29 protein-coding genes are annotated in these 25,355 nt (G+C 37.0%); 12 read left to right on the top strand and 17 right to left on the bottom strand.

From position 1 onward, the window contains the following. The first annotated feature begins 223 nt into the window (after positions 1-223). Positions 224-361, top strand: coding sequence for a hypothetical protein (locus JMM81_RS04705; RefSeq protein ID WP_256240375.1), 138 nt, complete (start codon positions 224-226; stop codon positions 359-361). Positions 362-486: 125 nt separating this feature from the next. On the opposite strand, the gene JMM81_RS04710 is transcribed toward JMM81_RS04705, so the two are convergent. The 4 genes from JMM81_RS04710 to JMM81_RS04725 all read right to left on the bottom strand — a co-directional run bounded on the left by JMM81_RS04710 (position 487) and on the right by JMM81_RS04725 (position 4,960). Further along, positions 487-726 carry a hypothetical protein gene (locus JMM81_RS04710; protein WP_256240376.1) on the bottom strand — a complete coding sequence of 80 codons (240 nt, stop codon included), beginning with the start codon at positions 724-726 and terminating at the stop codon, positions 487-489. 638 nt (positions 727-1,364) lie between these two features. Next, a complete protein-coding gene (locus tag JMM81_RS04715; RefSeq protein WP_256240377.1) occupies positions 1,365-3,326 on the bottom strand; it encodes a TRAP transporter permease in 1,962 nt (653 codons plus the stop codon). After that, complete coding sequence (locus JMM81_RS04720; protein WP_256240378.1) at positions 3,319-3,678, bottom strand: DUF1850 domain-containing protein; 360 nt, start codon at positions 3,676-3,678, stop codon at positions 3,319-3,321. Before JMM81_RS04720 ends, JMM81_RS04715 begins: the two co-directional genes overlap by 8 nt. A 313-nt stretch (positions 3,679-3,991) precedes the next feature. Beyond that, entirely contained in the window at positions 3,992-4,960 is a 969-nt protein-coding gene (locus JMM81_RS04725) for a TAXI family TRAP transporter solute-binding subunit (RefSeq protein ID WP_375162349.1), read from the bottom strand. A gap of 247 nt (positions 4,961-5,207) precedes the next feature. Here JMM81_RS04725 and JMM81_RS04730 point away from each other — a divergent pair, with 247 nt between their 5' ends. The 4 genes from JMM81_RS04730 to JMM81_RS04745 all read left to right on the top strand — a co-directional run bounded on the left by JMM81_RS04730 (position 5,208) and on the right by JMM81_RS04745 (position 9,450). Beyond that, a complete protein-coding gene (locus JMM81_RS04730; RefSeq protein ID WP_256240380.1) occupies positions 5,208-5,930 on the top strand; it encodes an alpha/beta hydrolase in 723 nt (240 codons plus the stop codon). A 110-nt stretch (positions 5,931-6,040) separates the two neighbouring features. Then, a complete protein-coding gene (locus JMM81_RS04735; RefSeq protein WP_256240381.1) occupies positions 6,041-6,553 on the top strand; it encodes a 2'-5' RNA ligase family protein in 513 nt (170 codons plus the stop codon). A 20-nt stretch (positions 6,554-6,573) separates the two neighbouring features. Further along, positions 6,574-6,996 carry a GNAT family N-acetyltransferase gene (locus tag JMM81_RS04740; RefSeq protein WP_256240578.1) on the top strand — a complete coding sequence of 141 codons (423 nt, stop codon included), beginning with the start codon at positions 6,574-6,576 and terminating at the stop codon, positions 6,994-6,996. A 168-nt stretch (positions 6,997-7,164) separates the two neighbouring features. Continuing rightward, the gene (locus JMM81_RS04745) at positions 7,165-9,450 is read left to right on the top strand and encodes a UvrD-helicase domain-containing protein (RefSeq protein ID WP_256240382.1); all 2,286 of its coding nucleotides are present in this window, start codon (positions 7,165-7,167) and stop codon (positions 9,448-9,450) included. 146 nt (positions 9,451-9,596) lie between these two features. Here the strand turns inward: JMM81_RS04745 and spoVIF are convergent, their stop codons facing one another. The 6 genes from spoVIF to JMM81_RS04775 form a co-directional block, all read right to left on the bottom strand. Beyond that, on the bottom strand, positions 9,597-9,851 hold the full coding sequence (gene spoVIF, locus JMM81_RS04750) for a sporulation-specific transcription regulator SpoVIF (RefSeq protein WP_256240383.1): 255 nt from the start codon (positions 9,849-9,851) through the stop codon (positions 9,597-9,599). 392 nt (positions 9,852-10,243) lie between these two features. Then, on the bottom strand, positions 10,244-10,372 hold the full coding sequence (locus JMM81_RS04755) for a YjcZ family sporulation protein (RefSeq protein WP_256240384.1): 129 nt from the start codon (positions 10,370-10,372) through the stop codon (positions 10,244-10,246). A gap of 112 nt (positions 10,373-10,484) precedes the next feature. Next, a complete protein-coding gene (gene spoVAE, locus JMM81_RS04760; protein WP_256240385.1) occupies positions 10,485-10,841 on the bottom strand; it encodes a stage V sporulation protein AE in 357 nt (118 codons plus the stop codon). Between the two features lie 81 nt (positions 10,842-10,922). Continuing rightward, on the bottom strand, positions 10,923-11,933 hold the full coding sequence (spoVAD, locus tag JMM81_RS04765; RefSeq protein ID WP_256240386.1) for a stage V sporulation protein AD: 1,011 nt from the start codon (positions 11,931-11,933) through the stop codon (positions 10,923-10,925). Further along, on the bottom strand, positions 11,933-12,409 hold the full coding sequence (gene spoVAC, locus JMM81_RS04770; protein WP_256240387.1) for a stage V sporulation protein AC: 477 nt from the start codon (positions 12,407-12,409) through the stop codon (positions 11,933-11,935). Before spoVAC ends, spoVAD begins: the two co-directional genes overlap by 1 nt. Positions 12,410-12,853: 444 nt before the next feature. Beyond that, positions 12,854-13,204 (bottom strand): DUF1360 domain-containing protein, encoded by a 351-nt coding sequence (locus JMM81_RS04775; RefSeq protein ID WP_256240388.1) that lies wholly within the window; start codon positions 13,202-13,204, stop codon positions 12,854-12,856. 204 nt (positions 13,205-13,408) lie between these two features. Between JMM81_RS04775 and JMM81_RS04780 the strand changes: the two genes are divergently transcribed. Continuing rightward, the gene (locus JMM81_RS04780) at positions 13,409-13,918 is read left to right on the top strand and encodes a CotY/CotZ family spore coat protein (RefSeq protein WP_256240389.1); all 510 of its coding nucleotides are present in this window, start codon (positions 13,409-13,411) and stop codon (positions 13,916-13,918) included. A 179-nt stretch (positions 13,919-14,097) separates the two neighbouring features. Here the strand turns inward: JMM81_RS04780 and JMM81_RS04785 are convergent, their stop codons facing one another. The 3 genes from JMM81_RS04785 to JMM81_RS04795 all read right to left on the bottom strand — a co-directional run bounded on the left by JMM81_RS04785 (position 14,098) and on the right by JMM81_RS04795 (position 17,862). Further along, on the bottom strand, positions 14,098-14,742 hold the full coding sequence (locus tag JMM81_RS04785; protein WP_256240390.1) for a CotO family spore coat protein: 645 nt from the start codon (positions 14,740-14,742) through the stop codon (positions 14,098-14,100). 342 nt (positions 14,743-15,084) lie between these two features. Continuing rightward, the gene (gene fabI, locus JMM81_RS04790; RefSeq protein WP_256240391.1) at positions 15,085-15,858 is read right to left on the bottom strand and encodes an enoyl-ACP reductase FabI; all 774 of its coding nucleotides are present in this window, start codon (positions 15,856-15,858) and stop codon (positions 15,085-15,087) included. Positions 15,859-15,996: 138 nt separating this feature from the next. Next, positions 15,997-17,862 carry a monovalent cation:proton antiporter family protein gene (locus JMM81_RS04795; protein ID WP_256240392.1) on the bottom strand — a complete coding sequence of 622 codons (1,866 nt, stop codon included), beginning with the start codon at positions 17,860-17,862 and terminating at the stop codon, positions 15,997-15,999. Between the two features lie 310 nt (positions 17,863-18,172). Between JMM81_RS04795 and prpE the strand changes: the two genes are divergently transcribed. Continuing rightward, on the top strand, positions 18,173-18,910 hold the full coding sequence (gene prpE, locus JMM81_RS04800; RefSeq protein WP_256240393.1) for a bis(5'-nucleosyl)-tetraphosphatase PrpE: 738 nt from the start codon (positions 18,173-18,175) through the stop codon (positions 18,908-18,910). A 295-nt stretch (positions 18,911-19,205) separates the two neighbouring features. Here the strand turns inward: prpE and JMM81_RS04805 are convergent, their stop codons facing one another. From JMM81_RS04805 to JMM81_RS04820, 4 genes are read right to left on the bottom strand one after another with little or no spacing between them, the layout of a single operon-like run. Beyond that, positions 19,206-20,108 carry an RluA family pseudouridine synthase gene (locus JMM81_RS04805; RefSeq protein ID WP_256240394.1) on the bottom strand — a complete coding sequence of 301 codons (903 nt, stop codon included), beginning with the start codon at positions 20,106-20,108 and terminating at the stop codon, positions 19,206-19,208. 32 nt (positions 20,109-20,140) lie between these two features. Then, positions 20,141-20,935 carry an NAD kinase gene (locus JMM81_RS04810; RefSeq protein WP_256240396.1) on the bottom strand — a complete coding sequence of 265 codons (795 nt, stop codon included), beginning with the start codon at positions 20,933-20,935 and terminating at the stop codon, positions 20,141-20,143. A gap of 20 nt (positions 20,936-20,955) precedes the next feature. Next, positions 20,956-21,603 carry a GTP diphosphokinase gene (gene yjbM / locus JMM81_RS04815; protein WP_256240397.1) on the bottom strand — a complete coding sequence of 216 codons (648 nt, stop codon included), beginning with the start codon at positions 21,601-21,603 and terminating at the stop codon, positions 20,956-20,958. Positions 21,604-21,615: 12 nt separating this feature from the next. Then, a complete protein-coding gene (locus tag JMM81_RS04820) occupies positions 21,616-21,987 on the bottom strand; it encodes a UPF0738 family protein (protein ID WP_256240398.1) in 372 nt (123 codons plus the stop codon). Positions 21,988-22,117: 130 nt separating this feature from the next. On the opposite strand from JMM81_RS04820, the gene JMM81_RS04825 reads away from it, so the two are divergent. The 5 genes from JMM81_RS04825 to JMM81_RS04845 all read left to right on the top strand — a co-directional run bounded on the left by JMM81_RS04825 (position 22,118) and on the right by JMM81_RS04845 (position 25,314). Then, positions 22,118-22,705: a CYTH domain-containing protein gene (locus JMM81_RS04825; RefSeq protein WP_256240399.1), complete on the top strand. Its 588-nt coding sequence runs from the start codon at positions 22,118-22,120 to the stop codon at positions 22,703-22,705. Positions 22,706-22,729: 24 nt separating this feature from the next. Continuing rightward, complete coding sequence (locus JMM81_RS04830; protein WP_256240400.1) at positions 22,730-23,332, top strand: lytic transglycosylase domain-containing protein; 603 nt, start codon at positions 22,730-22,732, stop codon at positions 23,330-23,332. Positions 23,333-23,531: 199 nt separating this feature from the next. After that, positions 23,532-23,957, top strand: coding sequence for a globin domain-containing protein (locus JMM81_RS04835; protein WP_256240401.1), 426 nt, complete (start codon positions 23,532-23,534; stop codon positions 23,955-23,957). After that, complete coding sequence (locus JMM81_RS04840) at positions 23,936-24,817, top strand: ClpXP adapter SpxH family protein (RefSeq protein ID WP_256240402.1); 882 nt, start codon at positions 23,936-23,938, stop codon at positions 24,815-24,817. Before JMM81_RS04835 ends, JMM81_RS04840 begins: the two co-directional genes overlap by 22 nt. 323 nt (positions 24,818-25,140) lie before the next feature. Next, the gene (locus JMM81_RS04845) at positions 25,141-25,314 is read left to right on the top strand and encodes a hypothetical protein (RefSeq protein ID WP_256240403.1); all 174 of its coding nucleotides are present in this window, start codon (positions 25,141-25,143) and stop codon (positions 25,312-25,314) included. The last annotated feature ends 41 nt before the right edge of the window (positions 25,315-25,355 follow it).

The raw sequence follows: 25,355 nt of genomic DNA on the forward strand, positions 1-25,355 counted from the left end.
ATATCACCAAAAGAAGGGACAGATAAAAAAGCACTCTAGAATCTATACATTGTGAGGTCAGCTTTATTACTTTCTTTAAATACATGAGCTAACTATTGTCATTCATGAAGAGAAAATTACACAATTAGAGGTAATCGAGCAACAGCAGTTTCAGAAATAGATTGTCATAAGTTTACTGAAAAAGTGGCAAACTGTATTTGAAAACAAGAAAGGTGTGATAATCATGACAAAAAAGTTCAATAAAGGTAGCAAAAATCAAAATTCTCCACAAGCACATGGTGAAGTTCCTTTTAGTGGGGACAACAGCAAAGGGAATAAACGGAATAAAGACAAAAGCGATAAAACAGATGGCATTGTTTAAATAAGAAAAGCGCAGGGCGTCTAGAGCTAGAGCGCTATCTCAGTTCAGAAAAGTTATACTCTCTTATATTAGCGCACAAAAACCGGTCCAAATCCGACCGGTTTTCCCTTTGTGCTGAACGATATCTACTCATTATTACCTGTAATCTTAATCGCTGGAGTGTTGTGGTTTAAATAAGTTGGTGCAACCTCATCTTGGTTCTTCTCACCATAAAAAGCTTCTTGGATTTTAAGGTTCGCTTCCGTCGTAGAATTCTCTTCTCCCACTGCTGATCCATGTGGGACAGGACTGTCACCATTCATTTTCTCACTCAATTCCATATTCGCTTCATTCGCTTCTGCATCAAAAAGCTCTTCTTTTTTCATCTGCTTAACCTCCTTTTTCACCTCACACTAGTATGTTTCAAAAAGAAAAAAGCATTCGGTGTCAGACAACTTAATCGTGACTATATTTAAGCTCGTTACCTTCTGCGGAAGCAAACAAGGATTTGCAGACAATCTACTATTCCTTCACTGATACCAATAAAGAAGCGTTATCCACCTATAAGCCAAAATAAATTCTTTTTTACACAGTTATCGGGCACCCTGAACTCTTTATCGTGACCGTTTTCCAGAAGTTTAAGATAAAGTGGATACCTTGAACTACTCACCACTTAATTTCCAACGAAATTTGAAGTGGGAGATTCCTGCGAACACCAGTGTATCCACCAGTTCTTTAGCAGGCTAACCCCGTCGCCCCGACGGTTAGTGCTTAATATCACGTTGACTCGCCACACTCCCTACTTTAGCTTGATTTTCGCAACTTCGGGTCGTCTGGAGGCGATTAGAACGTTGAAGATTTTACCTAGCAGATATTTTTCCTGCTAGAACGTCATATCTTCAGTTTTCAAAGAGCAACTTATAGGAGTATTATACCATGCAAACAAGTGTTTTGCTACGCAAAAAGGCGATTCATCTCCCACTTATTTTTGGGCTTCACCCTGCACAAAATTGAAGTGGGAGTCTTATCCCGAAACTTGTGTTTTCGGTGTATCGTGTCCTTTAAAAATAAATTGAATGGCAATCAGACCTGCGAAAATAGCAAGACCGATTATGTCTGAATAGCCTTCTGGGTAAATAAGACATAATCCACCTACAATTCCAAGAAGACGTTCAACCCACGATAATTTCCGGAACCAAAATCCAATAACCCCGGCACCTATCGTAGTCATTCCTGCTAAAGCAGTAAAAACAACCCATATTAAATAGGTCCACGTTGTATCAATCATCAATAATTCTGGTGAAAGGACAAACATATAGGGGATAATAAAGGCACCTATCGCAAGCTTTGAAGCATTGACACCCGTCCTTAGTGGTTCCCCTCCTGAAACAGCAGATGCGGCAAAAGCAGCAAGCGCAACTGGAGGTGTTATATCCGCAACAATTCCAAAATAGAAGACAAATAAATGAGCCGATAAATCTGGTACACCTAGTAAAATAATAGCTGGAGCCGCGATCGTTGATGTAATGACATAGTTAGCAGTCGTCGGTGAACCCATTCCCAGAATAATAGCAGCTACCATTGTAAGCATTAATGTGGGAATTAAAGATCCACCAGCAAGATCTAGCAAGCCATTGGCAAGTTTAAGACCAAGACCCGTTTTTGTCACTACTCCCACAATAATCCCCGCTGCAGCCGTTGCAGCCGCTACACCTAACGCTGTTCGTGCTCCATCAACCAAGGCCTCAATAAACCCTTTAAAGGTAATCCGTGTTTTCTTTTTAATGGCACTGACAAGTATTGTAATGACGATTGAGTAAAGTGCTGCATACATAACACTCATCCCACTCATCAACAACACAATAACAGCTACGATTGGCAATAATAGATAAATTTCCTTTAAAACTTCTTTTCTATTCGGCATCTCTTCTTTTGTTAAGCCACGCAAACCCACTCTTTTGGCTTCAAAATGAGTCATAATCCAAATACCGGAAAAATAAAGCAGGGCTGGAATAGCAGCGGCTTTTGCAATCTCCCAATAGGTGATTCCACCACCGATAAATTCCACCATTAGGAATGCAGCCGCTCCCATGATCGGTGGCATTAGCTGTCCACCAGTTGAAGCAGCAGCCTCCACGGCACCAGCAAATTCCTTTTTATAACCAAGCTTTTTCATCATTGGAATCGTGAAGGAACCAGATGTTACCACATTGGCTACTGAACTTCCGCTAATTGTACCTTGAAGAGCACTGGAAAAAACAGCAACCTTTGCTGGTCCACCAATACTTTTTCCTGCCAGTGAAACAGCTAAGTCATTAAAATATTGTCCGACACCTGTTTTGACTAGAAAGGCTCCAAACAATAAAAAGAGAAAGATAAACGTAGATGAAACCCCTAAAGGCGTACCCAGAATTCCTTCTGTCGTATAAAACATCGCTTGGACTAATCGATCAAGTGCTAAACCACGATGTGCAAGAAACCCAGGCATATATGGACCAAACAAGGCATAAGTGAGAAAAAGAACAGCAATAATTGTAATCGGTAATCCAACTGCACGACGAGTTGCCTCTAATACTAAAAGAATCGCTAATAAGCCGACCAAAAAGTCAATATCTGTTAATCGCCCCACTCGATTGACCAAATCATCAATCATTAACGGCCAATACGATCCTACGACAATGGACGCAGCAGCAAGGATCATATCATACCAAGCTATTTTATGTTTTTTCCCAAGATCCTTTTTTCTCGCTGGGAAAAGTAAAAAAATTAAGGCCAATGCAAAACCTAAGTGAATCGACCGTTGCAATTGTGCTGTTAAAACACCAAATACCGATGTATAAATTTGAAAAAGAGAAAACGCTAAAAGGCCGAAAAAGATTACCCAGCCCATGATTCCCTTTAGTTTCCTCGTCCTTGCCTCGGGATCATATTTTTCCAGTAATTTCTGCTGTTGACCTTCCGAAAGTGTCTCAAATTGATTACTCAAGGATGTTCACTCCTCTCCATTGTTGCCATACATTCATTCGTTCTATTTTAAGCCGTACCCATGTCCCCGGCTCTATCAAAAAGGAGAGTGGATATTCATTACTTTCAAAAATCACGGTATGATTGGCATGTACTTTTCCAATCCGCAAATCAAATGAGGGAAATAACCTATTCATATTTTTCAAATAGTATTTGCCATCTTTCTGCTCAAACGTCTCCCCGTCTGAAGCATTTTCTGGCATGCCAATCGCAAAATTTTCATACATCAATTCAAATTGTTTAATTTGATGATCACTTGTAACAACATAACTTTCAACCACATCCGATAAATGAATTGAGTGTGTGTATTTCACTTTAAATATTTCCCCTTTAGATATAGGGATATAGGCAAGGATCTTCCCGCTATTTTGATATTGAAAAACTAAGGCATCTTTAGTAGGGATGAGCAATACAAGAAGAATTAGAATTAGGCAACAGGACAATAAAAAGAGCTTGTAAATATATTTTCTCTTTATCATTTATTTCCCCTTCCCTAGTCTAATAGAATATAAATAACCGGCCTTTAACCGAAAGTTTACAGGCCGGCCATCTATAATTTTTAGCAGTATTGCTATAGACAACAAGTAGATCGCGATAAAACGAGAAGAATAGGTTACTATTTCAGATTTATTCTGCCGTTACCCCTTTTTCATCAAAGTATTTTTGCGCTCCAGGGTGTACCTCAATGCCTACACCATTTAATGCATTTTCTGCTTTGATTAATTTTGCCTTTGCATGTGTTACCTTATCGAGGTTTTCAAAAATTGCCTTTGTAACGTCGTAAACCACATCTTCAGAAAGATCGTCTCTTACAACAAGCATTGCTTGAACAGCAACTGTTGGAACAGCCTCAGCTAATCCGTAAGTTCCTTCTGGTACTTCATCTTGTACATAGTATGGGTATTTTTCGATTAGAGCGTCGATTTTTTCTTGTTCAACTGGCACGATAACAATATCTTCTGTTGCCGCTAAACCTTCCACTGCTCCTGTTGGGGTTCCCGCTGTAACGAATGCAGCATCAATAGTTCCATCCTGAATTCCAGCTGTTGATTCATCAAATGAGAGGTCTTTTTTATCAAGATCATCAAACGTTAAGCCGTACATTTCAAGAATTTGTTCAGCATTTGAATTCGTTCCGGAACCTGGTGCCCCGACCGATACCTTTTTCCCTTTCAAATCTTCAACTGACTTGATTCCTGATTTTTCAGTTGTTACGATTTGGATTGTCTCTGGGTAAAGAGTTCCAATCGCTTGTACGTTGTCAATTTCCGCACCCTCAAACATGAGTTTTCCTTCTGTTGCATAGGCAGCAATATCTGTTTGTGAAAAGGCAATTTCAGCATTACCATCTTTTAATGTTGTCATGTTTTCTACAGACGCCCCTGACGTTTCAGCGTTTGTTTCAATTCCGGTTTCCCCTGAAACAATATTGGCAAAAGCCCCACCTAGTGGATAATATGTACCGCCTGTTCCACCAGTCAAGATACTAATGAATTTGGGCTTATCAGATTCTCCATTACTACTATTCTTATCAGCAGAACCCCCAGTCTCTTCACTAGAACTTCCTCCACAGGCAGCCAAAATCATCGACAGCATCACTAATAACACAAAAAAGTAACCTTTTCTCTTCAAAAAATTTCCCCCTTTTTTTAGAAAATTACCTTTAATTAGCATAATCATAATTTTCTAAAATTAATTTTACCATATATTCTTATTTTTGGGTCAAGCAATGTAGATATTTTCAAACTTCATCAAATATTTCTCTCTTTTTGCATTATTTCAGCAATCTTTTCAGTTTCTTCATGCTACAATCAAAGATGATTTTTAAAAGTGAGGTGCTCCCATGAATTTTCCGAGAGGTTCTATTCAAGATATTCCTTTTTATAGTAAAGAACTTGGAGAAGATATAAATTTACTTATTTATTTACCGGCTTCTTATTCTCCCTTGTATAAATATCATTTGTTAATTGCTCAAGATGGTCTTGATTATTTTCAACTTGGAAGAATCGGTCGAGTCGCTGATGAATTATTATTTAATCAGGAAATAGATAACTTAATCATCGTTGGTATTCCATATAAAAATGTAGAGGATCGATGGGAAAAGTATCACCCAAACGGTGAGCAACAAAAAGAATATATTCGTTTTCTTGCTCATGAGCTGATTCCTTATTTAGACCGAGAATATTCAACCTATCAAATGGGATTTAGCCGTTCTCTTATCGGGGATTCCCTTGCAGCAACGGTTTCATTCATGGCCGCCATCCAATATCCACACACATTCGGACATGTAATCATGCAGTCACCCTTTGTAAACAACGATGTATTGAAAGTTGTCGCACAGACAAAGATTTCCGAATTGAATATTTATCATATAATCGGTGTTCATGAGATAGAAGTGAAAACAACAGAGGGGATTATGAAGGATTTTTTAACACCTAATCGGAAACTATTTAATCTTTTAAAAAAGAAGAATTCTCCCTATTTTTATGAAGAATTCGCTGGAAATCACACTTGGAAATATTGGCAACCTGATTTAACACGTGCACTAAAACATATATTTAACTAGAGTACTATTATTTCAGCATGATTTTAATATTTGTTATAATGGGTATCATATGATTGTATGGCTTTTTCCTTTCACTATGTTAAACAATCTTTCTTATTGGAGGTAAGGTGATGAAATATAGTGTTGTGATTTTCCCAACAAAATCTTTACAAGACTTTGTCAACTCTTATCGAAAACGATATGATCCATATTACACACACATCCCTCCACATATTACCTTAAAATCAGGGTTTGAAGCGGACGATGGACATATAAATGAAATCGTTCAAAAACTTCATGATGTTGCTAAAAAGACCAGTCCTTTTGATATTACTGTCACAAAATTCAGCTCTTTCAAACCCGTTAATAATGTTATTTATTTAAAAATCAATCCAAAAGAAGATTTGGAAAACTTACACAGTGACATTTATGCTCGATTCCCTGACCATGTTCCTGACTATCTATATGTTCCCCATATTACAATCGGGCAAGCGCTCTCCAATGATGAACATACAGATGTATACGGTTCATTAAATATGCTACAAGTAAATATGCAAGATACCATTGACCGTTTTCATCTCCTCTACCAGCTTGAAAACGACTCATGGACAGTCTATGAAACATTTCTTTTTGGAAAGGAATAATAAGAATGAATGTAAAATCAATTGATGTACAAATTGTCAGCAATAACCAACAACTAAAGACTGCTTATGCCGTACGAAAACAAGTTTTTGTCGATGAACAACACGTTCCAGTCGAAGAAGAAATCGATCAACTCGAATCTGAAGCTACTCATTTTATTTTGTACTCTGATCAAGAACCCGCTGGAGCTGGACGCTTTCGTTTTGTTGATGGATATGGAAAAGTAGAGCGTATATGTGTATTAAAAAAGTTTCGTAAGAGCGGTGTAGGTAAAGCATTGATGAATAAAATTGAATCCTACGCAAAAAAACAAGAAATCCATAAATTGAAGCTAAATGCACAAACACAAGCAATCCCATTTTATAGCAAATTAGGTTATAAGATAGTATCAGAGGAATTTCTCGATGCGGGTATCCCTCATAAAACAATGTTGAAAACCATTTAAATAAGAAAAAACTCCTAAGACAAAACTTAGGAGTTTTTTGTCGTTTATGATAAAGTCTTCCAACATCACAAACTCAAAATTTATTACCAATCCTTTTGTACACCGATAATTTTTGTTATGATTAAGTTTGTCTTATTTTAAAGCTTTGATAAAGGATGAGAAATAACAATGAAAATAGCCATAAAAGAGAATCAATTAATCTATCTAGATCAAATCACTCGATCATCCTATCAACAACTGTATGCTGAAGGAAAAAAGGGACTCTTACAATGCCCGGTATGTTCGGACAAAGTTCGACTTATTTTGGGGATTGAAAAGGCGCCTTACTTTCAACATACCACGATTAAAAGCCCAGCCTGTCAAGATCCAAAGGGCATGATGGAATCGGCTATTACCATAGAAAATGATACGGAAATAAATGGGTTTCGTCTCCCTCAGTCAAGGACCATTACAACAACAAAAGAACATAGCAAACGTTTTAAATCAGCTCAAATGATCAGCCAACTCCCTCCATTTCATACAAAAGAAAAGACCCTATCTTCCATCCATTCTCCATATATCCAAGCTCTTCAGGATGCCCATATTTATTTAGATGCCAATCAAGTTGAAGCAGTTGTCCATCCAAATGGGGCACTACTGGTTCTCTCAGGAGCTGGAAGTGGAAAAACAAGAGTCTTGACAGCAAGAACGGCTTTTCTTCTCTCTGAAAAAGAAGTTCAAGCAAATCGAATCATGCTCGTTACTTTTACAGCAAAAGCAGCAGCAGAAATGAAAGAAAGAATACTAAACTATCCGAATATCATGCGGAATCAGATTAACCGACTGGTCACAGGTACATTTCATAGTCTTTTTTATCGTATTCTAGCACATCATGTTCCGCGAAAATGGAATAGTAATCTACTATTAAATAAAGAATGGCAACGCCGACAAATCTTAAAAGAAGCTGGTAAGGAGCGTGAACTTGATGATAAAGAGTTTGCATATGATTCTGCTCTACAACAAATTGGATTCTGGAAAAATTCATTAGTCACTCCTGATCAAGTAAAACCAAGTACAAGCTGGGAAGAAAAAGTAGTCTTCTTATATCAACAATACGAACAGTATAAAGAAAAACACGAGCTTTTTGATTTTGATGATATGCTAACAGGCTGTTATGAATTATTTCAGCAAGAACCTGAATTGCTTGAACGTTATCAAAATCGATTTGATTATTTTCTCATTGATGAGTTTCAAGATGTGAATAAAGTGCAGTACGAACTCATTAAATTGCTATCAGCAAAAAAGAAAAATGTCTGTGTTGTTGGGGATGATGACCAATCCATCTATGCGTTTCGTGGTAGTGATCCACAGTATATACGGGTTTTTGAGAAAGATTTTCCACAGGCAGATGTTGTTATATTAAATGAAAATTATCGATCCTCCCACTCTATTGTCGAAACAGCGAATAAAATAATTGTGGCAAACAAACAACGACGTCCTAAAAACATGCATGCACAGTTTGTGAATGATCATAAACCTATATTATTTTTTCCGGATGAAGAAGAAGAAGAAGCGACAATGATTATTACCGACATTAGTGAAAAAATAACGGCAGGTGCAAATCCAGAAGATTTCGCGATTTTATTCCGTACAAATACGGCAAGCCGGGCTGTTTTTGAAAGGCTCACAAATTCGAATCTACCGTTTACAATTGAACAAGACATAGAATCATTTTATGAACGGTTTATCGTTAGAAGTATGCTTTCCTTTTTAAAACTAACAATAAATGAAGAAGACCAAAAGGCAATTGCAGGCATTCTCCCTGCCCTGTTCCTTAAACAAAGTATACTCAACGATATGAAAGCAGACAGTATTTTAAAGGATTGTACCCTACTTGAATGTCTTAGTCACATAAAGACGAACTTTTCCTTTCAAGAACGAAAACTAAAGAAAGTCGTCCCTGTTATTCGATCACTTTCACCCCTAACTCCACTGCAAGCGATCGAAAAGGTTGAGAAAGAGTTAGGTTTTCAAGAATTCCTGAAAAAACGTGGGAATGAAGGAAATCAGTGGGATAAAGGTTCTGATGATATTCGCGATCTGAAGGTGGCAGCAAAACACTTCACTTCGATTCGTGATTTTCTTGATCATACGGATCACATGGCAGCGATGAATAAGGAAATAAAATTACAAAGCAAACAGAGAAAAGACGCGATTACATTAAGTACCATTCATCGAGCAAAAGGATTAGAATATAAGATTGTCTATATTATTGGTACAGTCGATGGCAGTATTCCTCATGATTATGCGCTCGAATCCCTACGTACAGGCGATAGTGAGCCCCTTGAAGAAGAAAGACGTTTGTTATATGTAGCCATCACAAGAGCCCAAGAAGAATTATATCTATCGGTTCCCCAAAACAGTCGTGGAAAAAAAGCAAATTCGTCCCGTTTCTTGACAACAATCCGTTATTAAAAAGGGCTGTTCCAAAAGCAAAGGTGTCAGACACGACAATACACTATCTAGTATCAATAGATTGAACATGATGCTAGATGAATGCAATTTTGCGGATGTCAGACACCTTATGTGACAGCCCCCTTTCTGTTGAAGCAACCCTATCTTTATTTCTTATTAATCATATTTGAAATTGTGTTAATATCAAGTTGTTTACCATCTTTTACAATAGATTCGACAATTTTATCTTCTGTTTCCTTTGCAACAGGTTTATTGGCAATTTGCGAAACACGTCTCACTACATGACGAACAGTATTTTCATCTTTAAAATCCGCATTTTGTAATGAGTTCGCTAATTCCAAAATATCTTGCATATTAACACCTGTTTTCTTCTCAACATTTTTAAAGAAATGATTATCCATACCTAGTAATACCTCCCCTTAATTCCTTTTCCCCACCTAAATGGGCAGTAAAACCCCTACCTAAAAACTTGGAGATAATCAAGGAAGGATTGTTGGGGATTAACTGCCCGTAAAGGTCCGATAAACGCGATAAGGTCTTTTCTTTCGGCTTTAGCCCTTAGAAAAGCCAATCAGGCCTTGCTTGACTAACCATCAGTGGCAAACTAAATACACGACGTCCTGTTGCAGCGTCTGCACTAGCACTTCCTATACGTCAAAAAACACTACTGATGGAAGTTTTCTTTATATACTATGAGGAGCCAGAAATTTAGTGTCATAATCAAATTAATTTTCTCATTATAAAAAGTCGCTCAAAATTCGAGCGACTCTTCGTTCCTTCTATCACGTATTAATTAATAGAAGCTAGCACCAACGACAATTAATAAAATAAACAACACAACGATCAAAACAAATGTGTTGCCACCATAGCCACCGTAGCCAGCACCACCGTAACCATAGCCACCGCCAAATCCGCAGTACATGCACCTTCACCTCACTTATATATTGAGTCATTTATAATATATGTACCAGCAAAGGAGTATGTGAAGGCAGGCTATACTTATTTCATTATTGAGAGGCTACAGGCAACTGTTGTTATCCTTTTGGTTTAAAAACAAGGGCACCAACAAAGCCAAAGACGATAGCTGCTGAAATCCCTGCACTGGTTACTTCAAACATTCCCGTCAACACCCCAATGATTCCATGTTGTTCCGCTTCCTGCAAAGCACCATGAACAAGGGAATTTCCAAAACTTAAGATCGGTACCGTTGCCCCTGCACCAGCAAAATCCATAAATGGCTCATACAAACCAAAACCATCTAAAACAGCTCCAATGACAACGAATAGACTTAATGTATGAGCAGGAGTTAACTTTGCTATGTCAAATAATAGTTGACCAACTACACAAATGAGGCCTCCTACAACAAATGCCCAAAAAAACATTGGCAACATCGTAATCCCCCTTTCTTTGAATCGTTTTACATAAACAATATGTTTGATTCCTATCTAAAGCCGTACTTTCCTATGCGTATTCTAAATTTCAATCGAAACCGCATGCGCGATACAAGGAATACTGTCATTTTGTTGAAAACTGAGCGGTGATAACAACGCCCCAGTTGCAACGAGAAGGATCCGTTTATAAGCACCTTGCTTCATTTGATTTAATAGATGTCCATATAAAACAACGGCTGAACATCCCGCACCACTTCCACCTGCTTGGACAGGCTGGTCCTCTTTATAAATCATAAGTCCACAATCAAGAAACCGTTCAGGATTTATTTCTAACCCACTATTTTTCAATAATTCGAGTGCCGTTTCACGGCCAATTTTTGCTAAATCTCCTGTCACAATTAAATCATAATAAGAAGGACCTATTTGTCGGTCTTTAAAATGAGCTGTAATTGTGTCAGCCGCTGCTGGTGCCATAGCCCCCCCCATATTAAATGGATCGGTTAACCCCATATCAACTACCTTCCCAATTGTTGCCGAGGTTGTAAAAGGTAAATTGTGTTGATTCTTATTTTCCGTTACAAGTGCAACCCCTCCACCTGTTACGGTCCATTGAGCAGTTGGTGGTTTTTGTCCTCCATATTCAGTAGGGTAACGAAATTGTTTTTCTGTCGCTGCATTATGACTCGATGCCCCTGTTAATACATTCTTTGCTCCCTGATAGTTAACCATAAAAGAAGCGAGGGCAAGACCTTCCATTGAAGTGGAGCAAGCACCAAAAATACCAAAGTATGGGATCCCAGCAGTTCGTGCTGCAAAACTCGAAGGCGTAACCTGATTGATCAAATCACCTGCTATTAAAAATTGAACATCCTCTTTTTCGATATTTCCTTTTTGCATCGCTGTTTGAATCGCTTCCTCTAGCAGGATACGTTGTGCCTTTTCATATGAATCTTGCCTCATCCATAAATCATCATGTAGAATATCAAAATCTTTAGCTAACTTCCCATTCGCCTCAAATGGCCCTCCAGAAACACCGGTTGCTGTAATCACAGGATGCTGTTCAAATACCCATGTCTGTTTCCCGACCAACATTAGATGACCCCCCACATTCCAAGAAGCGTTTTGATTAAGGCTACAACAAACGCCGAGAAGACTCCAAATAGGATAACCGAACCAGCAAGCTTGAACATGTTACCGCCAACCCCAAGAACAAATCCTTCTGTACGATGTTCAATTGCCGCAGAAATCACCGCATTCCCAAATCCAGTAATTGGGATAGCACTCCCAGCTCCCCCAAATTGTCCAATCCGATCATAGACACCGAAACCAGTTAACAGCATAGAAATAAAGATAAGCGTTGCAACTGTCGGATTACTCGCAGTTTGTTCTGTAAAATTAAAAAAATAAATATAAAAATAACTAATTGCTTGTCCAAGCATACAAATAAATCCACCAACTAAGAATGCTCTTAAACAATTTTGCATAACAGGGCGTTTTGTTTCATGCTTTTGCTGGAGTTGTTCATATTTCTGTTGCTCCGGAGTCTTTTTTTGCTTCTGATTGCTCATGGTGATTCTCCTTTCTTACGTTCATTCCTTTCTTATGTAAATAATTACTTATTACGCTATTATTATTTTCTTCCTAATAGGCCAATTTATGAATTTTTCCCTCACACTAAATTTTTCCAACTAAAAAGAATAGTAGATGGAAGGATTCAAATTTTACATAAAAAAATAGTACCTGGTCTCATCAGATACTATACCTTTCTATAGTTCCTATTTTATGGAACGTGTATTTATATACTTATCGTGATGATTTTTTTCCGCACCCACAGCCTTTTTTCTTAACAGCAGATGATTTTTTACTTCCACTTTTTACATTCGTTGATGACACCATTTTTTTCCGTAATTGATTCACGATTCACTCCTCCAATCATATGATTTCTATTAATAGTTTATGCAGATTAGAAGAGCTTGTGTAAATCAGTTGCCTAGCGTTAATCATTTGTTACATCAAATCCATAATTGTATAATTGTTTCAATGATAGCAGCCAATCCACTCACAGCTAGGACCAGCAAAACAGGTATAGCAATAGTCGGATAAATCAAGTACAAAGCACATAAAGCAATCGAAGACCACACCCCTGTACACCAATAACAGCTTAATAATTCTCCTAAGAAACCCTTCACAACTCCCTTTTTCGGTACTAAATAGATTTCCATTTCCCCATTTTCATCCTTTTCTTCTACTTCATCTATAAAAAAATTTCGAATAAAAGCAGTTATTTTATCAAAAACAACTAATCGAGTCAGTCGAAATGACGATAATGCCAAAATGAGCAATTCAAGAAAGGTTATATTCATAGTTTAATCTCCCCTTAATCATTTCTTCTGCCATAGTCCCGATGAAATAGAAACCGATCACATGGAGTATCCTTCCACTCATTAGTCCCTTCATTTTTAGCCTAATTTTAGAAAATAAGGGCGTTTGTCCGTTACCCAAATAAACTTCTAGCAATATGTTATAAGTGTAGAACCATATATAAGGTATATAAGGAGGAAAATATAATGGGTTGTGGAAAAAACGACGATGTATTAGATACTACAAGGCGGCCTACAGGGTGTGTATGTGAAGTAGTCCGTGCGATTAAAGATATCCAAGATAGTGCTGAAGATGTGTGCGAATGCCCAACAAATTGTTTTTTAGAACCACTTGGATCACTAGTATCCCCAGGGAAAAAACAGAATGTTGACACAAGGGTATTCGTTTTAAAAACAGCTGATGGATCCCCGTTCCATGCATTTATTACTAATAAAGACTGTGCTTGTGTATCCATCTTCTTTAGAGTAGAAGAAATTTTTGATAACTGCTGTGCTACGCTACGCGTTATTCGTCCAATCACAAAAGAAGCAGGAACAATGACAACTCTAGATATGGTCGACAACTGTTGCATCGACTTATCATCGTTTTGTAATTTATGTGGCTTTGAAAGCACAAATGACTGTATTACCGTTGACCTAAACTGCTTCTGTGCTATCCAATGTATCGCTGACGTAGACCTTGGTATTTGTGAATAAAAATAAAATCGAAATAAATAGAGGCCAGCCCTTTATGCTGGCTTCTCTACATACTAAGATAAGAAAAACGATCAGATTTTCACTCTTTTACCTCAGTTATCCAATCGATTTTACCATCTGTTTCCCTTATTCCCTTCTTTACTTAGAGAGGTTATGAATAAAATACACGTCGTTCAACCCTATTGAAGACCAATCATTTTAACATCTGTTAGATTTTCAATCGGAATGTGCATTATTGTTTCATTAAACTGTTTAATTTCAACAGACTCCTCTGTTCGATTCATTAAAAAGCCTCTAACTGAACTGTTACCAGTAATGAAAATACAAGGCACAGGTGGTAGCAACTTAGGAAAATGCACTAAATAATTCAGTTTTTCTGTGGTGCTCATCTCCTTAAAACTTTTCACTCGTTTAAATGAATAAGAATGTTGTTTTTGTTTATTTGCTGAAGCTTTATCTTCCTTCTGCTCTTTTTCGTGATATTGATCAATCACTTCTTGAACCACTGTGGAATTTAGCTCCTGCTTAGATTCGTCAGCTTGACTATCAGCACGTTCTTCTCTCTCAGGGTTCAGTTCTGCTATTTTATTTCCTTCTCCCTTTTTTACTTTTGCTTCTTGACCTCGGCTTGAGCTCTTATGACTACGCTCAGACTCTGACCTTATTTGAGTTTTGTTTTCCACGTCTGATAATGGAGTAGGTGTTGACTTCTTTGTTTCCTCCTCTTTTTTCACCAAATAAGTTTGCTGCATATTAGCTTTTGGAAATGTAAAATTAGGCTGTTGTATATAAAGGAGCGGATCACGTGATTTATTATTACTCAAAATTGCTCTCCTCCTTTTAGGGAATCTACCTATATATGTATGCAATCATTACTTTTTAGTTTCTTGATTATTATAAAGTTATGAAGAAAACCTAAATAAGTATGAGCTTCCCACATCCATCATCTATCACATCTATTCTCATAAAGAAAGACTCACTTTCTTCTTTATCTTTAGAAAGTGAGTCTTTTTTGAATTTTTGGTTTTATTTTTTCTTATCCTAAGGCTTTGTTAAACTGCTTTAAAGGCCTTTGGTATACGCGTCCATTAAGTGTTATTCCATGGAATAACACACATGGCCGCATACACCAAAGACAAATTTTCAACATGAATCATTAACATAGTCTATCCTAAAATATGATAGCCAGAATCAACATGAATATTTTCCCCTGTAATACCCCTTGCCATGTCACTGAATAAGAATACAGCTGTATCTCCAACCTCTTCTGGTGTCGTCGCTCTGCGTAATGGAGCACGCTCTTCAATAATATTCAGGATCAAATTGAAATCACTAATGCCTTTTGCAGATAATGTACGAATAGGTCCTGCAGAAATTGAGTTAACCCGGATGCCATCCTTGCCAAGATCAGCTGCTAAATATTTAACACTTGCATCAAGTGAAGCTTTTGCTACACCCATGACATTGTAATTTTGCATCACACGCTCACCACCAATATACGTGAGAGTGACAATACTGCCACCTTCTGTCATTAATGCTCTCGCTTCCTTCGCAACGGCAGTCAAAGAATATGAGCTAATATTTTGCGCTAAAAGGAATCCATCACGTGTCGTATTCATGTATTCACCATCAAGTTCTTCTTTATTAGCGAATGCAATACAGTGAGCTACACCATGAATCGTACCAACTTTTTCTTTTATTTCATTAAAACATTTGGAAATCTCTTCATCATTTGTGACATCACAAGGTAAAACAAGTGAGTCATTGCCTTCTAAAGAACTAGCTAACTCCTGAACATTTTTTTCAAGACGTTCACCTGCAAATGTAAAAATTAATCTTGCACCTGCTTTATCCAACGAACGAGCGATTCCCCAGGCAATACTTCGTTTGTTTGCGACTCCCATAATAACAAATGTTTTACCAGCTAAACTTAGCGTCATTCTATTAACCTCCATAATTACCACAAGTTATTAGTACCTAGTCCTAATACTACTACAATTCACTCAGAAAAGAAAGCAAAGAACATCTAAAAAATCACTAAGCTACCGCTGTTATCCCGTTTAAGAAATACAGGTACTTTATCTATCAAAAATACTTCCATATTGAAGTTCTTGTATCAATTCTTCTACATATTCCTTCGTTCCCGTCACAATTAATCGATCATGTAAGTGAAGCTCAGTATCTCCATGAGGAACAATGGAGTCATTCCCACGAAATATACGAACAAAGATTACATCACCTGTAAAAGGAAATTCGCGTAACGTCATTCCTTCATACCGGCTGTTTGATAAGTGAATTTCATATAATGAAGACTCTTGGTTTGTTAAAATATTCATGACACTCGGTGACTCAATCAATGCACGCAACAATGTTTTAGTTGATAGAAGAGTTGAAAATACTTCTATTCCACTGTTCTTTAATTCAGTTTCAATCTCAGGGCTCTCTGCGCGGCAAATTACCCGCTCGATTCCGTTCTTTTTCAGCATGGTCCCCAGAGTCGCATTGACCTTTTCATCACCACTTGAAATCACGACCACTTCCGCTTCATATACATCGGTTTCATTTAAAGCATCGATGGAAAAATCAACTAACTCAACAATATCAAACATTGAATTCGTTGTTTGACTATCAGCTTTCTCCTGCTTTTTATGATAAAGAATCGGTTCATATAAACCTAATTTTAACTCACGATAGACAGGTAAAGTAAACTGGTTTGCCCCAATAATAGCCACCTTTGTTTTTTTCGTTTGTTCAGCCTCAAAGGGAAACAGTTTTTTAAACACAATCGGCGTAAAAACAGACGTAATGACGGCCACTAAAATAAATGTCCCACTCATTTCCTTTGTGATCACACCCATTCTTTCTCCAATTGTCGCTGCCGCAATCACAAGTGACAAAGTAGATGTCAGTAAAAAGGAAGAGGCGATTACAGTGTTTTTGTCATACCAAATCTTTAATAAATAGACAGGTAGAAGCTTGGATACTAGTAAACCGATTAACAACAGTGGAATAAGAAGTAATAATTTCTTATCTCCAAATAATGACCAAACATCCAAATCAACGCCAATCATCACAAAGAAAATAGGAATTAAAAACCCATAACCAAATGAATCTAGCTTGTGAACTAAGTCAGGATTTGGTGATAAAAGAGAAACTAAAACACCGGCCAGGAAAGCACCAAGTATATTTTCCGCCCCAACAGTCTCAGAAATAGCAACAAGTACAATAATTAAGGTGAAGACACCTCTTGTACCAATTTGAACGGTTCCCGTTGCCATTGATTCCAAAAAGGTTCGATTCTGAAACCCTTTTGCAAGAAAATAGATGAGAACCCCTGCAGCAAATAAAATAAGTAATAACCATGTATTTCCTTGTCCACCATCATAAAGAGAAACAAACACCGCTAGAAGGATCATGGTGACAAGATCGGCTATAACAGCAACAAGCAAAATGATTTGCCCAATGGCTGTTTTCATAAGATGGGCTTCTTTTAAAGTAGGAACGACCACCCCAAGAGATATGGTGGAGATGATTAACGTCATAAGAAAGGCATTATCAATAAATCCAGCCATGACGAATAAATAAGATAAACCTAGTGAAACAATAAATATGCCAACAAAAATAATTGTCGCTACAGAAAAGGTGTTTGGTTCAATCTTTCCATTTGGCAACTTCCCTCGTTTTTTACTACCTGAAAATGCCTTAAAATCAATTTCAAGTCCACTTAAAAACATTAAAAAAATAAACCCTAGAGAAGATAATGTTTCTAGCCACATATCCGCTTCAACAAGATTCAATCCACTTCTTCCAATAATAAGGCCCATTAATATTTCCGCAACTACAACAGGAATAATATTTAGCTTCAATCTGTGTAGAATAATAGGTGTCAAAAAGGCAACCAAAATAACAATCAATAAAGATGTGACAGATGCACCATGTTCCATATTTCTTCTCCTCGCTTATTTTATTTCTAATTTAGATATTTACAGGTACTTTGCAGTTATGCATTAAAAACATCTCTTTATCTTGTAACATAAAGAGATAAAGAACGCCACTATTTAGGAAAAAGGATTGACAAGCGTTATAATAATAGGAAATCATCATTCAAATATTTTAATTCAGAAAAAACAGGCTTAAATCCTACTATTACTACTTTTATTAACAGATACTTCTCACCAATAGAATGCACATCTATGAAAAATGGAAATATTATATTTTCTAGTTTTCCTCGAATTAAAAAGGAGGGTTTAAATAATGAAATTAGATATCATTGGTGATATCCACGGCTGCTTTCATGAATTTCATGAGCTATCGATTGAATTGGGATATGATTGGGCACAAGGGATTCCCATTCACCCAGAAAAGAGAAAACTTGCTTTTGTCGGGGACTTAACAGACCGAGGACCGCAATCACTGAAAATCATTGAAATCGTGTTCATGCTCATTCAAAAAGATTTAGGGTATTATGTACCAGGAAACCATTGCAATAAACTTTATCGCTATTTTCAAGGAAATAAGGTGCAAATCAAGCATGGTTTAGAAACGACTGTTGCTGAGTTTGAAGCACTTAACAAAAAAGATCAGCAAAAAGTACGTAGATCTTTTATTCATTTATACGAAAACGCTCCATTGTATCACGTACTTGATGGAGGAAAGCTGATTATTGCTCATGCAGGTATTAGTGAAGAATTAATTGGAAAACAAAGTTCACGAGTCAAAACATTTGTCCTTTACGGCGACATAACGGGAGAAAAACATGCAGATGGTTCACCCGTAAGAAAAGATTGGGCCTTAGATTACAAAGGAAATGCCTATATTGTTTATGGGCATACACCAGTGAGAAATGTCAGACAAGTAGGCAATACATATAACATTGACACCGGGGCCGTTTTTGGCGGTAAACTTTCTTCCCTCCGTTATCCTGAACTAGAGGTCCAGTCTGTTCCATCAACCATGCCATTTACAGCTGAAAAGTTTCGTGAGTTGGAATAAAAAAAGCCGGTTCGTGGCCGGCTTTTTTTATTTTTAGTCTGCGTTAATAATTATTGTTGATAAAGAAGACTTCCATCAGTGAGGGTTTTTCTTCATCCCCACTGATCGTTAGTCACACTTATCGGACCTTTACGGGCAGTTGATCTCCCATCTATCTTCTTTGTTATACTCTGAATCTTGAGGCAGGGGCTTTACTGCCCGTTAAAAGTGGGATAAATGGCCGCATACACCAAAGGTCATTGGAGCATCACACAATTGTTTAACACAGCCTATTTTTAAAAGAGAATGGGTTATTTTATGATTGCTGAGTTTCCGATTTTAAACGTTCCATATCCTTTGGTAACTCCGCTTTAAGTTCCAACGTCTGTTGCAAAATGGGGTGAAGGAAAGTAAGTTGTCGACAATGAAGAGCTTGTCTTTTTATCCTATCAAGCTTACCTCCATATAAGACATCCCCCAATAGTGGATGTCCCCTAGATGAAAGGTGGACACGAATTTGATGTGTTCTCCCTGTTTCCAAACGAAGTTCTAGCCATGTAAACCTTGAAAATGATTGAATAACCCGATAATGGGTCAAGGCGTACTGACCATCTTGACGGACTTCCCGTTCAATAATGCTATCCTCTTTTCGTCCAATCGGTTTCTCAATGCTACCACTTGCCTCAGTAAATTCACCTTCCGCAAATGCTTCATATATTCTTTTAACCGTACCTACCTTTTGCTGTTCGCTTAACAGATGATGAGTATGACGATGTTTAGCAACCAATACGAGTCCCGATGTATGACAATCAAGCCTTGTCACAATATGAGTCGTGACCTGCAAACCAATCTTTTGAAAATATCCAATCAATGCGTTGGCAAGACTTCCTGTTCGATGCTCCCTCGAAGGAATTGTATTCATTCCAGCTGGTTTGTTAATAACAAGAATATAATCATCTTCATACACAATCTCTAAAGGGATATCCTCGCCAATCAAACCAGCACTTGGTTCTTCCATTGGAAATTGAACGGTTAAATGATCACTTGTCTCCAAACAATAACGAACAGTCACCTCTTGTCCATTGACGCTAATATTACCTCCATTAAACTTAATATCCGTTAAAGCGGTTCTTGAGATTTTCTTTTCTTTTAAAAACTCTCTGACTATTTTTCCTGCATCATCAGGTTTTATTACCCATTGTAGATTAAACCGTGACATAAAAGTCACTCCTATTCCCTGTTCCATCCAATTTAATTGGAAATAAACGAATCATGCACCCTTTTCCAAAATGGAAATGGACGAAAACGAGCAAAACGCATTTTCTTATCTGGCACCCTAAACTGAATGGATTTAACGTCTTTATGTAATAAAGTTAAATGATCGATCGTAACATAAAAATCAGTCTGATTTACTGGCTTTAACATACATGTATGATGACCTGGGAGTATAAGGGGGGCTCCAACTGTTCGAAACACCCGGTTGTTGATCGATGCAATCTCCGTTAACTGTACAGCTGAGATGGAAGGGTGAATGATCGCTCCCCCTAATGCTTTATTGTAAGCCGTGCTACCTGACGGTGTTGACATGCATAATCCATCACCACGAAAGCGTTCAAAATGTTGACCTCGAATTTCTACATCCATGACAAGTGTTCCTTCAACGCTTTTGACGGTAGACTCATTTAAAGCTAAATAGGTTGATTCCTGTCCACCATTAAGGTACCTAATAATAACTTCGAGTAAAGGATATTCGACAATCTGAAAAGGTGTCTTCGCAATCGCAATGACAAGCTTCTCAATTTCTTCTGGAACCCAGTCAGCATAGAAACCAAGATGTCCAGTATGAACACCAACAAAAGCCGTTTTATCTAGCCGGCTACTGTAACGGTGAAAGGCATAAAGCAACGTTCCATCTCCACCAACCGATACCACAATATCTGGCTGATCTTCGTCATATATGAGATTAAAATCAAGTAGATACATTTTAATTCGATGCATGAGGGTATTGGAATTGGAATCGCCTTTAGAAGTAATTGCGAATTTCATCGGTTCAAGCTCCCTTTTTATCAACTTTTATTTACTTCCCCCTTTTGCTGGGCTTCCTTCTTACTACTAAAAAATGCTTGTGCCTCTTGAATTTCCCCTCTAATTAATGACATTTCTTCATCAAGACGAAAAGCTGCTTCCGCTGCTCGCTGAAGTCTCATTCGAATATCTTCAGGAAACTGTCCTTTATACTTATAATTAAGGGAATGTTCAATTGTTGCCCAAAAGTTCATGGCTAGCGTTCGAATTTGGATTTCAACTAATATTTTCTTTTCTCCTTCAATGGTCTGAACCGGATAGCGAATGACCATATGATAAGAACGATAACCACTCGATTTTTTGTGTGAAATATAATTCCTTTCTTCCACAATTTCAAAATCATTTCGTTTTCGGATCAGCTCAACTACTCTATTAATATCGTCAACAAACTGGCACATCATTCGTAATCCCGCAATATCCTGCATTTCTAATTCAAGCTTATTAAGTGGAATCCCTTTGTGTTTAGCTTTATCCAATATACTAGCAATCGGCTTTACCCTACCTGTCACAAACTCAATGGGGGAATGATTCGATTGTAACTCAAACTGACCACGCATTCCCTTTAATTTTACCTTCAACTCCTCGACTGCCTGTTTGTATGGAGATAAAAATTCTTTCCAGTCTTCCACAAAAACACCACCTTATGCAAATACAGCCTCTACTTTATTGACCATTTCTTCACCATAATTGCTGTTTCCTTTAATATTTTCTACTAAATAAGTCAATTCTTCTTGAAACCCAGTAAGTAATATTTGATCACTACCATTTGTTACAATTACAGGAAGATTATTTGAAACAGCGGTTTTTAGATCATGCCAAACGGTTTCAGGTATCGAAATATATGTATACGTATTATCATTCTCCAATAAATAAATAAATGAAAAGCCATCTGAGTCAACTAGAATTTGCCCACTTGCCCTTAAGTCAATTAGTTTATGACTGCTGTCTATTTCCAGTTGTAACTCCGTATCGTTTTTAATTAATGCATTCTTTATAATTAGTCGTTCATTCATGATTTTGCTCCCTCCCATAGTCTTTTTCATTCTACCATATGAACACCTATTATACTAAAAATTGCCTTCTTCTGTTTAAAGTAAGATAATTAATAAAAATGCAATTATAGGAGAAAGGAAACGTGTTTAGATGTCGCAAAATATTGAAATTGAATTTAAAAATATGTTATCGGAAGATGAGTTCAACAAAATAGTAAACCATTTTCATCTAACAGCCACTGACTTTTTTAAACAAGAGAATCATTATTTCGATACAAAGGATTTTGCCTTAAAACAACACAGGTGTGCTCTTAGAATCCGAGAAAAAAAAGATCATTTTGAGATGACACTTAAAGAACCCCATCAGGATGGTTTACTTGAAACGAATGAAAACCTTGATGATGAATATGCTAGGCAATTACTTAATGGCAGTCATATTAAGGATGGAATCATTAAAGGTCAGATTTCAGCTTTGAATATAAATACAGACGATTTACTCTATTTTGGTTCGCTTGTGACCGAAAGAACAGAATTTACCTATCAAGGTGGGTTACTTGTATTGGATTGTAGTTCCTATTTAAACATAAAAGATTATGAGGTAGAATATGAGGTAAGTAATCGAGATAATGGAAAATCTATTTTCCTACACCTACTAGCGGAATTAAATATTCCGATTCGAAAAACTGAAAATAAAGTCAAACGATTCTATGATCGAAAAAAAATAATAGGTCTTCAATAGTTTTTATCATGAGGAGAAATGGCAATGAATGTTACTCAGTTAAAAGCAATGCTAGAACTACAGGCATTGCAAAATTTTGATGTTAAAAATACCAATGAATCTAAACAAAGCACTTTATTTTCGGATTTACTTAGCAGTGTCCTATCAACAAAAGCTAGGCTCTCCTTAAGTAAGGAAAGTGACTCCTCTAAAGCAGCTATAAATACAATGAGTGTATTACCAATCCAATTAACAAAGTTATCAAGTTCTGGAGAAAACTATGAAGAAATGATTGTCGAGGCTGCTGAACGTTACAATGTTCCAGCTAAACTGATTCAGTCCGTCATCCAACAAGAGTCTAACTTTAATCCAAATGCTGTCAGTTCCGCTGGAGCAGGTGGCCTTATGCAATTAATGCCAAAAACGGCAAAATCTCTTGGTATCGAAAATGTTTTTGACCCTTATCAAAATATTATGGGTGGTAGTAGGTATTTAAGCCAGATGCTAAATAAATATAACGGAGATACCGATCTTGCACTCGCAGCTTACAATGCGGGACCTGGAAATGTAGATAAATATCAAGGAATCCCTCCATTTAAGGAAACACAAAACTATGTTCAAAAAGTAAAGAACCATTACTTAGCTTAAATCAGTACCTCAAAACCCGTCAGCAGTAGCGGGTTTTTTTATTTATTTTAATATCCTTTAAGCTATTTGTTTGAGATATAAAATTTAGCAGGGTAAAATAGAAGAGTATTTATTTTGTCTTATATAATATCCAATTAATGGATGAACCTTTTGTTTATGACAAAATTGATCATACTACAAGATAAAGGGGTTTTTATTTATGGTCGAGAACGCGCCTACACCATTCGACACAATTGGTGAGGAAATGTTGCACCGTCTGATTGATGCTTTTTATCGTCGTGTCGCAAATCATCCTGATCTCGTACCCATTTTTCCTGACGATTTAACAGAGACCGTTCGAAAACAAAAACAATTTCTGACTCAATTCTTAGGTGGACCACCTCTATATACTTCTGAGCATGGACATCCGATGCTTCGTGCTCGGCACATGCCATTCGAAATTACGCACACAAGAGCAAAGGCATGGCTACATTGTATGGAAGAAGCAATGGATGAGGTCGGTCTAACAGGATCTATTCGAGATTTTTTCTTTTCAAGACTCATTCAGACCGCTCAGCATATGATTAACACGGATGAAAACCAAGACATGAAAGGTGAGAGAATGTGGCAAACCAAGAAGCATTAGAATTCAAGTCTGCTTCCTCCCCCTGTTACTGCAATGAAAAAAAGCCGATTGAAATATACATGTTCATTGACCCACTCTGCCCTGAATGCTGGGCTCTTGAACCTCTCATGAAAAAGCTGCAAATTGAATATGGCAAGTACTTTACAGTTAAACATGTCGTGAGTGGGCGTTTGGCTTCGCTAAATTTGGGTAGGAAACAAAAATATGAAAATATTGCAGAACTTTGGGATAAAACAGGAAGTCGGTTTGGAATGTCATGTGATGGAAGTCTTTGGCTTGAAAATCCAATATCCGCTCCTTACCTAGCATCTGTTGCCATTAAAGCAGCCGAGCTTCAAGGTAGAAAAGCAGGAATTCGTTTTCTTCGTAAGTTACAGGAAATGTTGTTTCTTGAAAAGCAGAACATCTCCACTCTCGAGGTGTTACAAAACTGCGCAGAAAATTCCGGTTTAGACGTTAATGAGTTTATTTCCGATATTCATTCAAATAGTGCAGCAAAAGCATTTCAATGTGATTTAAAAATCACATCTGAAATGGATGTATCAGAAATTCCTACTCTTGTTTTCTTTAATGAAAATATTGAAGATGAAGGAATTAAGATTACTGGACATTATTCATATGAAGTGTATGTTCAAATCATTATGGAAATGTTACAAGAGGAGCCCGTACGTTCAAACCCTCCACCACTAGAAACATTCCTAAAGCATTTTCATTTAGTTGCTTCACAAGAAATTGCGGTTGTCTATAATAAATCGATTCCAGAAGTGGATCGCGAATTAAAGAAGCTACAATTAAAACAACTTGTCGAAAAAGTTCCTGCAAAATACGGAACATTTTGGAGATATACCTCTCAAAAATAATGACTCTCTGCTATATCTTCTTTTTTGGGGTTGTCAGACAACGAAAAAAGACCTTGCTCTCGCAAGGTCTTTTTCAATTAAATACGAACAAAGGGGATGGGAGAAATTTTTCACGGTCAAACAAAGGGGTATATGTTTGCTTGTGATCAACTTCACACCATTAATATATCACGCGAAATTTGTCGTGACAAGTCGTTTGTGTTTACTTTCACACAATTGTCAAAAATAAGTCCTATTTTAACAACACAGTGAATAAAAATAAATCATACTGTTATTTAAATAGCAAAATTTTCAAATATATTCACAAAGGGGGAAAAGGGATTATGAAAAAAATTTATATGGTTTTCTTAGTTCTATTCATTATATCTTCCTTTTTTTTGCAATTATTAGGTTTAATGAAGCTTCTTCCATTTTATCTTACCTCACCTGTTTTATTTATTTCCTTTCTTTTACTTGTTATTACCCTTAATAATCGAAAACGATTTAAAGGACTATGAATTTACTACATTTTCCTTTTAGAAGGAGCTGATCACTATGA

Origin of the sequence: Bacillus sp. V3B (assembly GCF_024494465.1) — a bacterium.
Classification (GTDB): domain Bacteria; phylum Bacillota; class Bacilli; order Bacillales; family Cytobacillaceae; genus Bacillus_BD.

Bases quoted from the DNA above. Each gene is read 5' to 3' on its own strand.
- JMM81_RS04705 (WP_256240375.1), top strand. From the start codon at position 224: ATGACAAAAAAGTTCAATAAAGGTAGCAAAAATCAAAATTCTCCACAA.
- JMM81_RS04710 (WP_256240376.1), bottom strand. From the start codon at position 726: ATGAAAAAAGAAGAGCTTTTTGATGCAGAAGCGAATGAAGCGAATATG.
- JMM81_RS04725 (WP_375162349.1), bottom strand. From the start codon at position 4,960: ATGCTGTCGATGATTTTGGCTGCCTGTGGAGGAAGTTCTAGTGAAGAG.
- JMM81_RS04730 (WP_256240380.1), top strand. From the start codon at position 5,208: ATGAATTTTCCGAGAGGTTCTATTCAAGATATTCCTTTTTATAGTAAA.
- JMM81_RS04735 (WP_256240381.1), top strand. From the start codon at position 6,041: ATGAAATATAGTGTTGTGATTTTCCCAACAAAATCTTTACAAGACTTT.
- JMM81_RS04745 (WP_256240382.1), top strand. From the start codon at position 7,165: ATGAAAATAGCCATAAAAGAGAATCAATTAATCTATCTAGATCAAATC.
- spoVIF (WP_256240383.1), bottom strand. From the start codon at position 9,851: ATGGATAATCATTTCTTTAAAAATGTTGAGAAGAAAACAGGTGTTAAT.
- JMM81_RS04755 (WP_256240384.1), bottom strand. From the start codon at position 10,372: ATGTACTGCGGATTTGGCGGTGGCTATGGTTACGGTGGTGCTGGCTAC.
- spoVAE (WP_256240385.1), bottom strand. From the start codon at position 10,841: ATGTTGCCAATGTTTTTTTGGGCATTTGTTGTAGGAGGCCTCATTTGT.
- spoVAD (WP_256240386.1), bottom strand. From the start codon at position 11,933: ATGTTGGTCGGGAAACAGACATGGGTATTTGAACAGCATCCTGTGATT.
- spoVAC (WP_256240387.1), bottom strand. From the start codon at position 12,409: ATGAGCAATCAGAAGCAAAAAAAGACTCCGGAGCAACAGAAATATGAA.
- JMM81_RS04775 (WP_256240388.1), bottom strand. From the start codon at position 13,204: ATGAATATAACCTTTCTTGAATTGCTCATTTTGGCATTATCGTCATTT.
- JMM81_RS04780 (WP_256240389.1), top strand. From the start codon at position 13,409: ATGGGTTGTGGAAAAAACGACGATGTATTAGATACTACAAGGCGGCCT.
- fabI (WP_256240391.1), bottom strand. From the start codon at position 15,858: ATGACGCTAAGTTTAGCTGGTAAAACATTTGTTATTATGGGAGTCGCA.
- JMM81_RS04795 (WP_256240392.1), bottom strand. From the start codon at position 17,862: ATGGAACATGGTGCATCTGTCACATCTTTATTGATTGTTATTTTGGTT.
- prpE (WP_256240393.1), top strand. From the start codon at position 18,173: ATGAAATTAGATATCATTGGTGATATCCACGGCTGCTTTCATGAATTT.
- JMM81_RS04805 (WP_256240394.1), bottom strand. From the start codon at position 20,108: ATGTCACGGTTTAATCTACAATGGGTAATAAAACCTGATGATGCAGGA.
- JMM81_RS04810 (WP_256240396.1), bottom strand. From the start codon at position 20,935: ATGAAATTCGCAATTACTTCTAAAGGCGATTCCAATTCCAATACCCTC.
- JMM81_RS04820 (WP_256240398.1), bottom strand. From the start codon at position 21,987: ATGAATGAACGACTAATTATAAAGAATGCATTAATTAAAAACGATACG.
- JMM81_RS04825 (WP_256240399.1), top strand. From the start codon at position 22,118: ATGTCGCAAAATATTGAAATTGAATTTAAAAATATGTTATCGGAAGAT.
- JMM81_RS04830 (WP_256240400.1), top strand. From the start codon at position 22,730: ATGAATGTTACTCAGTTAAAAGCAATGCTAGAACTACAGGCATTGCAA.
- JMM81_RS04835 (WP_256240401.1), top strand. From the start codon at position 23,532: ATGGTCGAGAACGCGCCTACACCATTCGACACAATTGGTGAGGAAATG.
- JMM81_RS04845 (WP_256240403.1), top strand. From the start codon at position 25,141: ATGAAAAAAATTTATATGGTTTTCTTAGTTCTATTCATTATATCTTCC.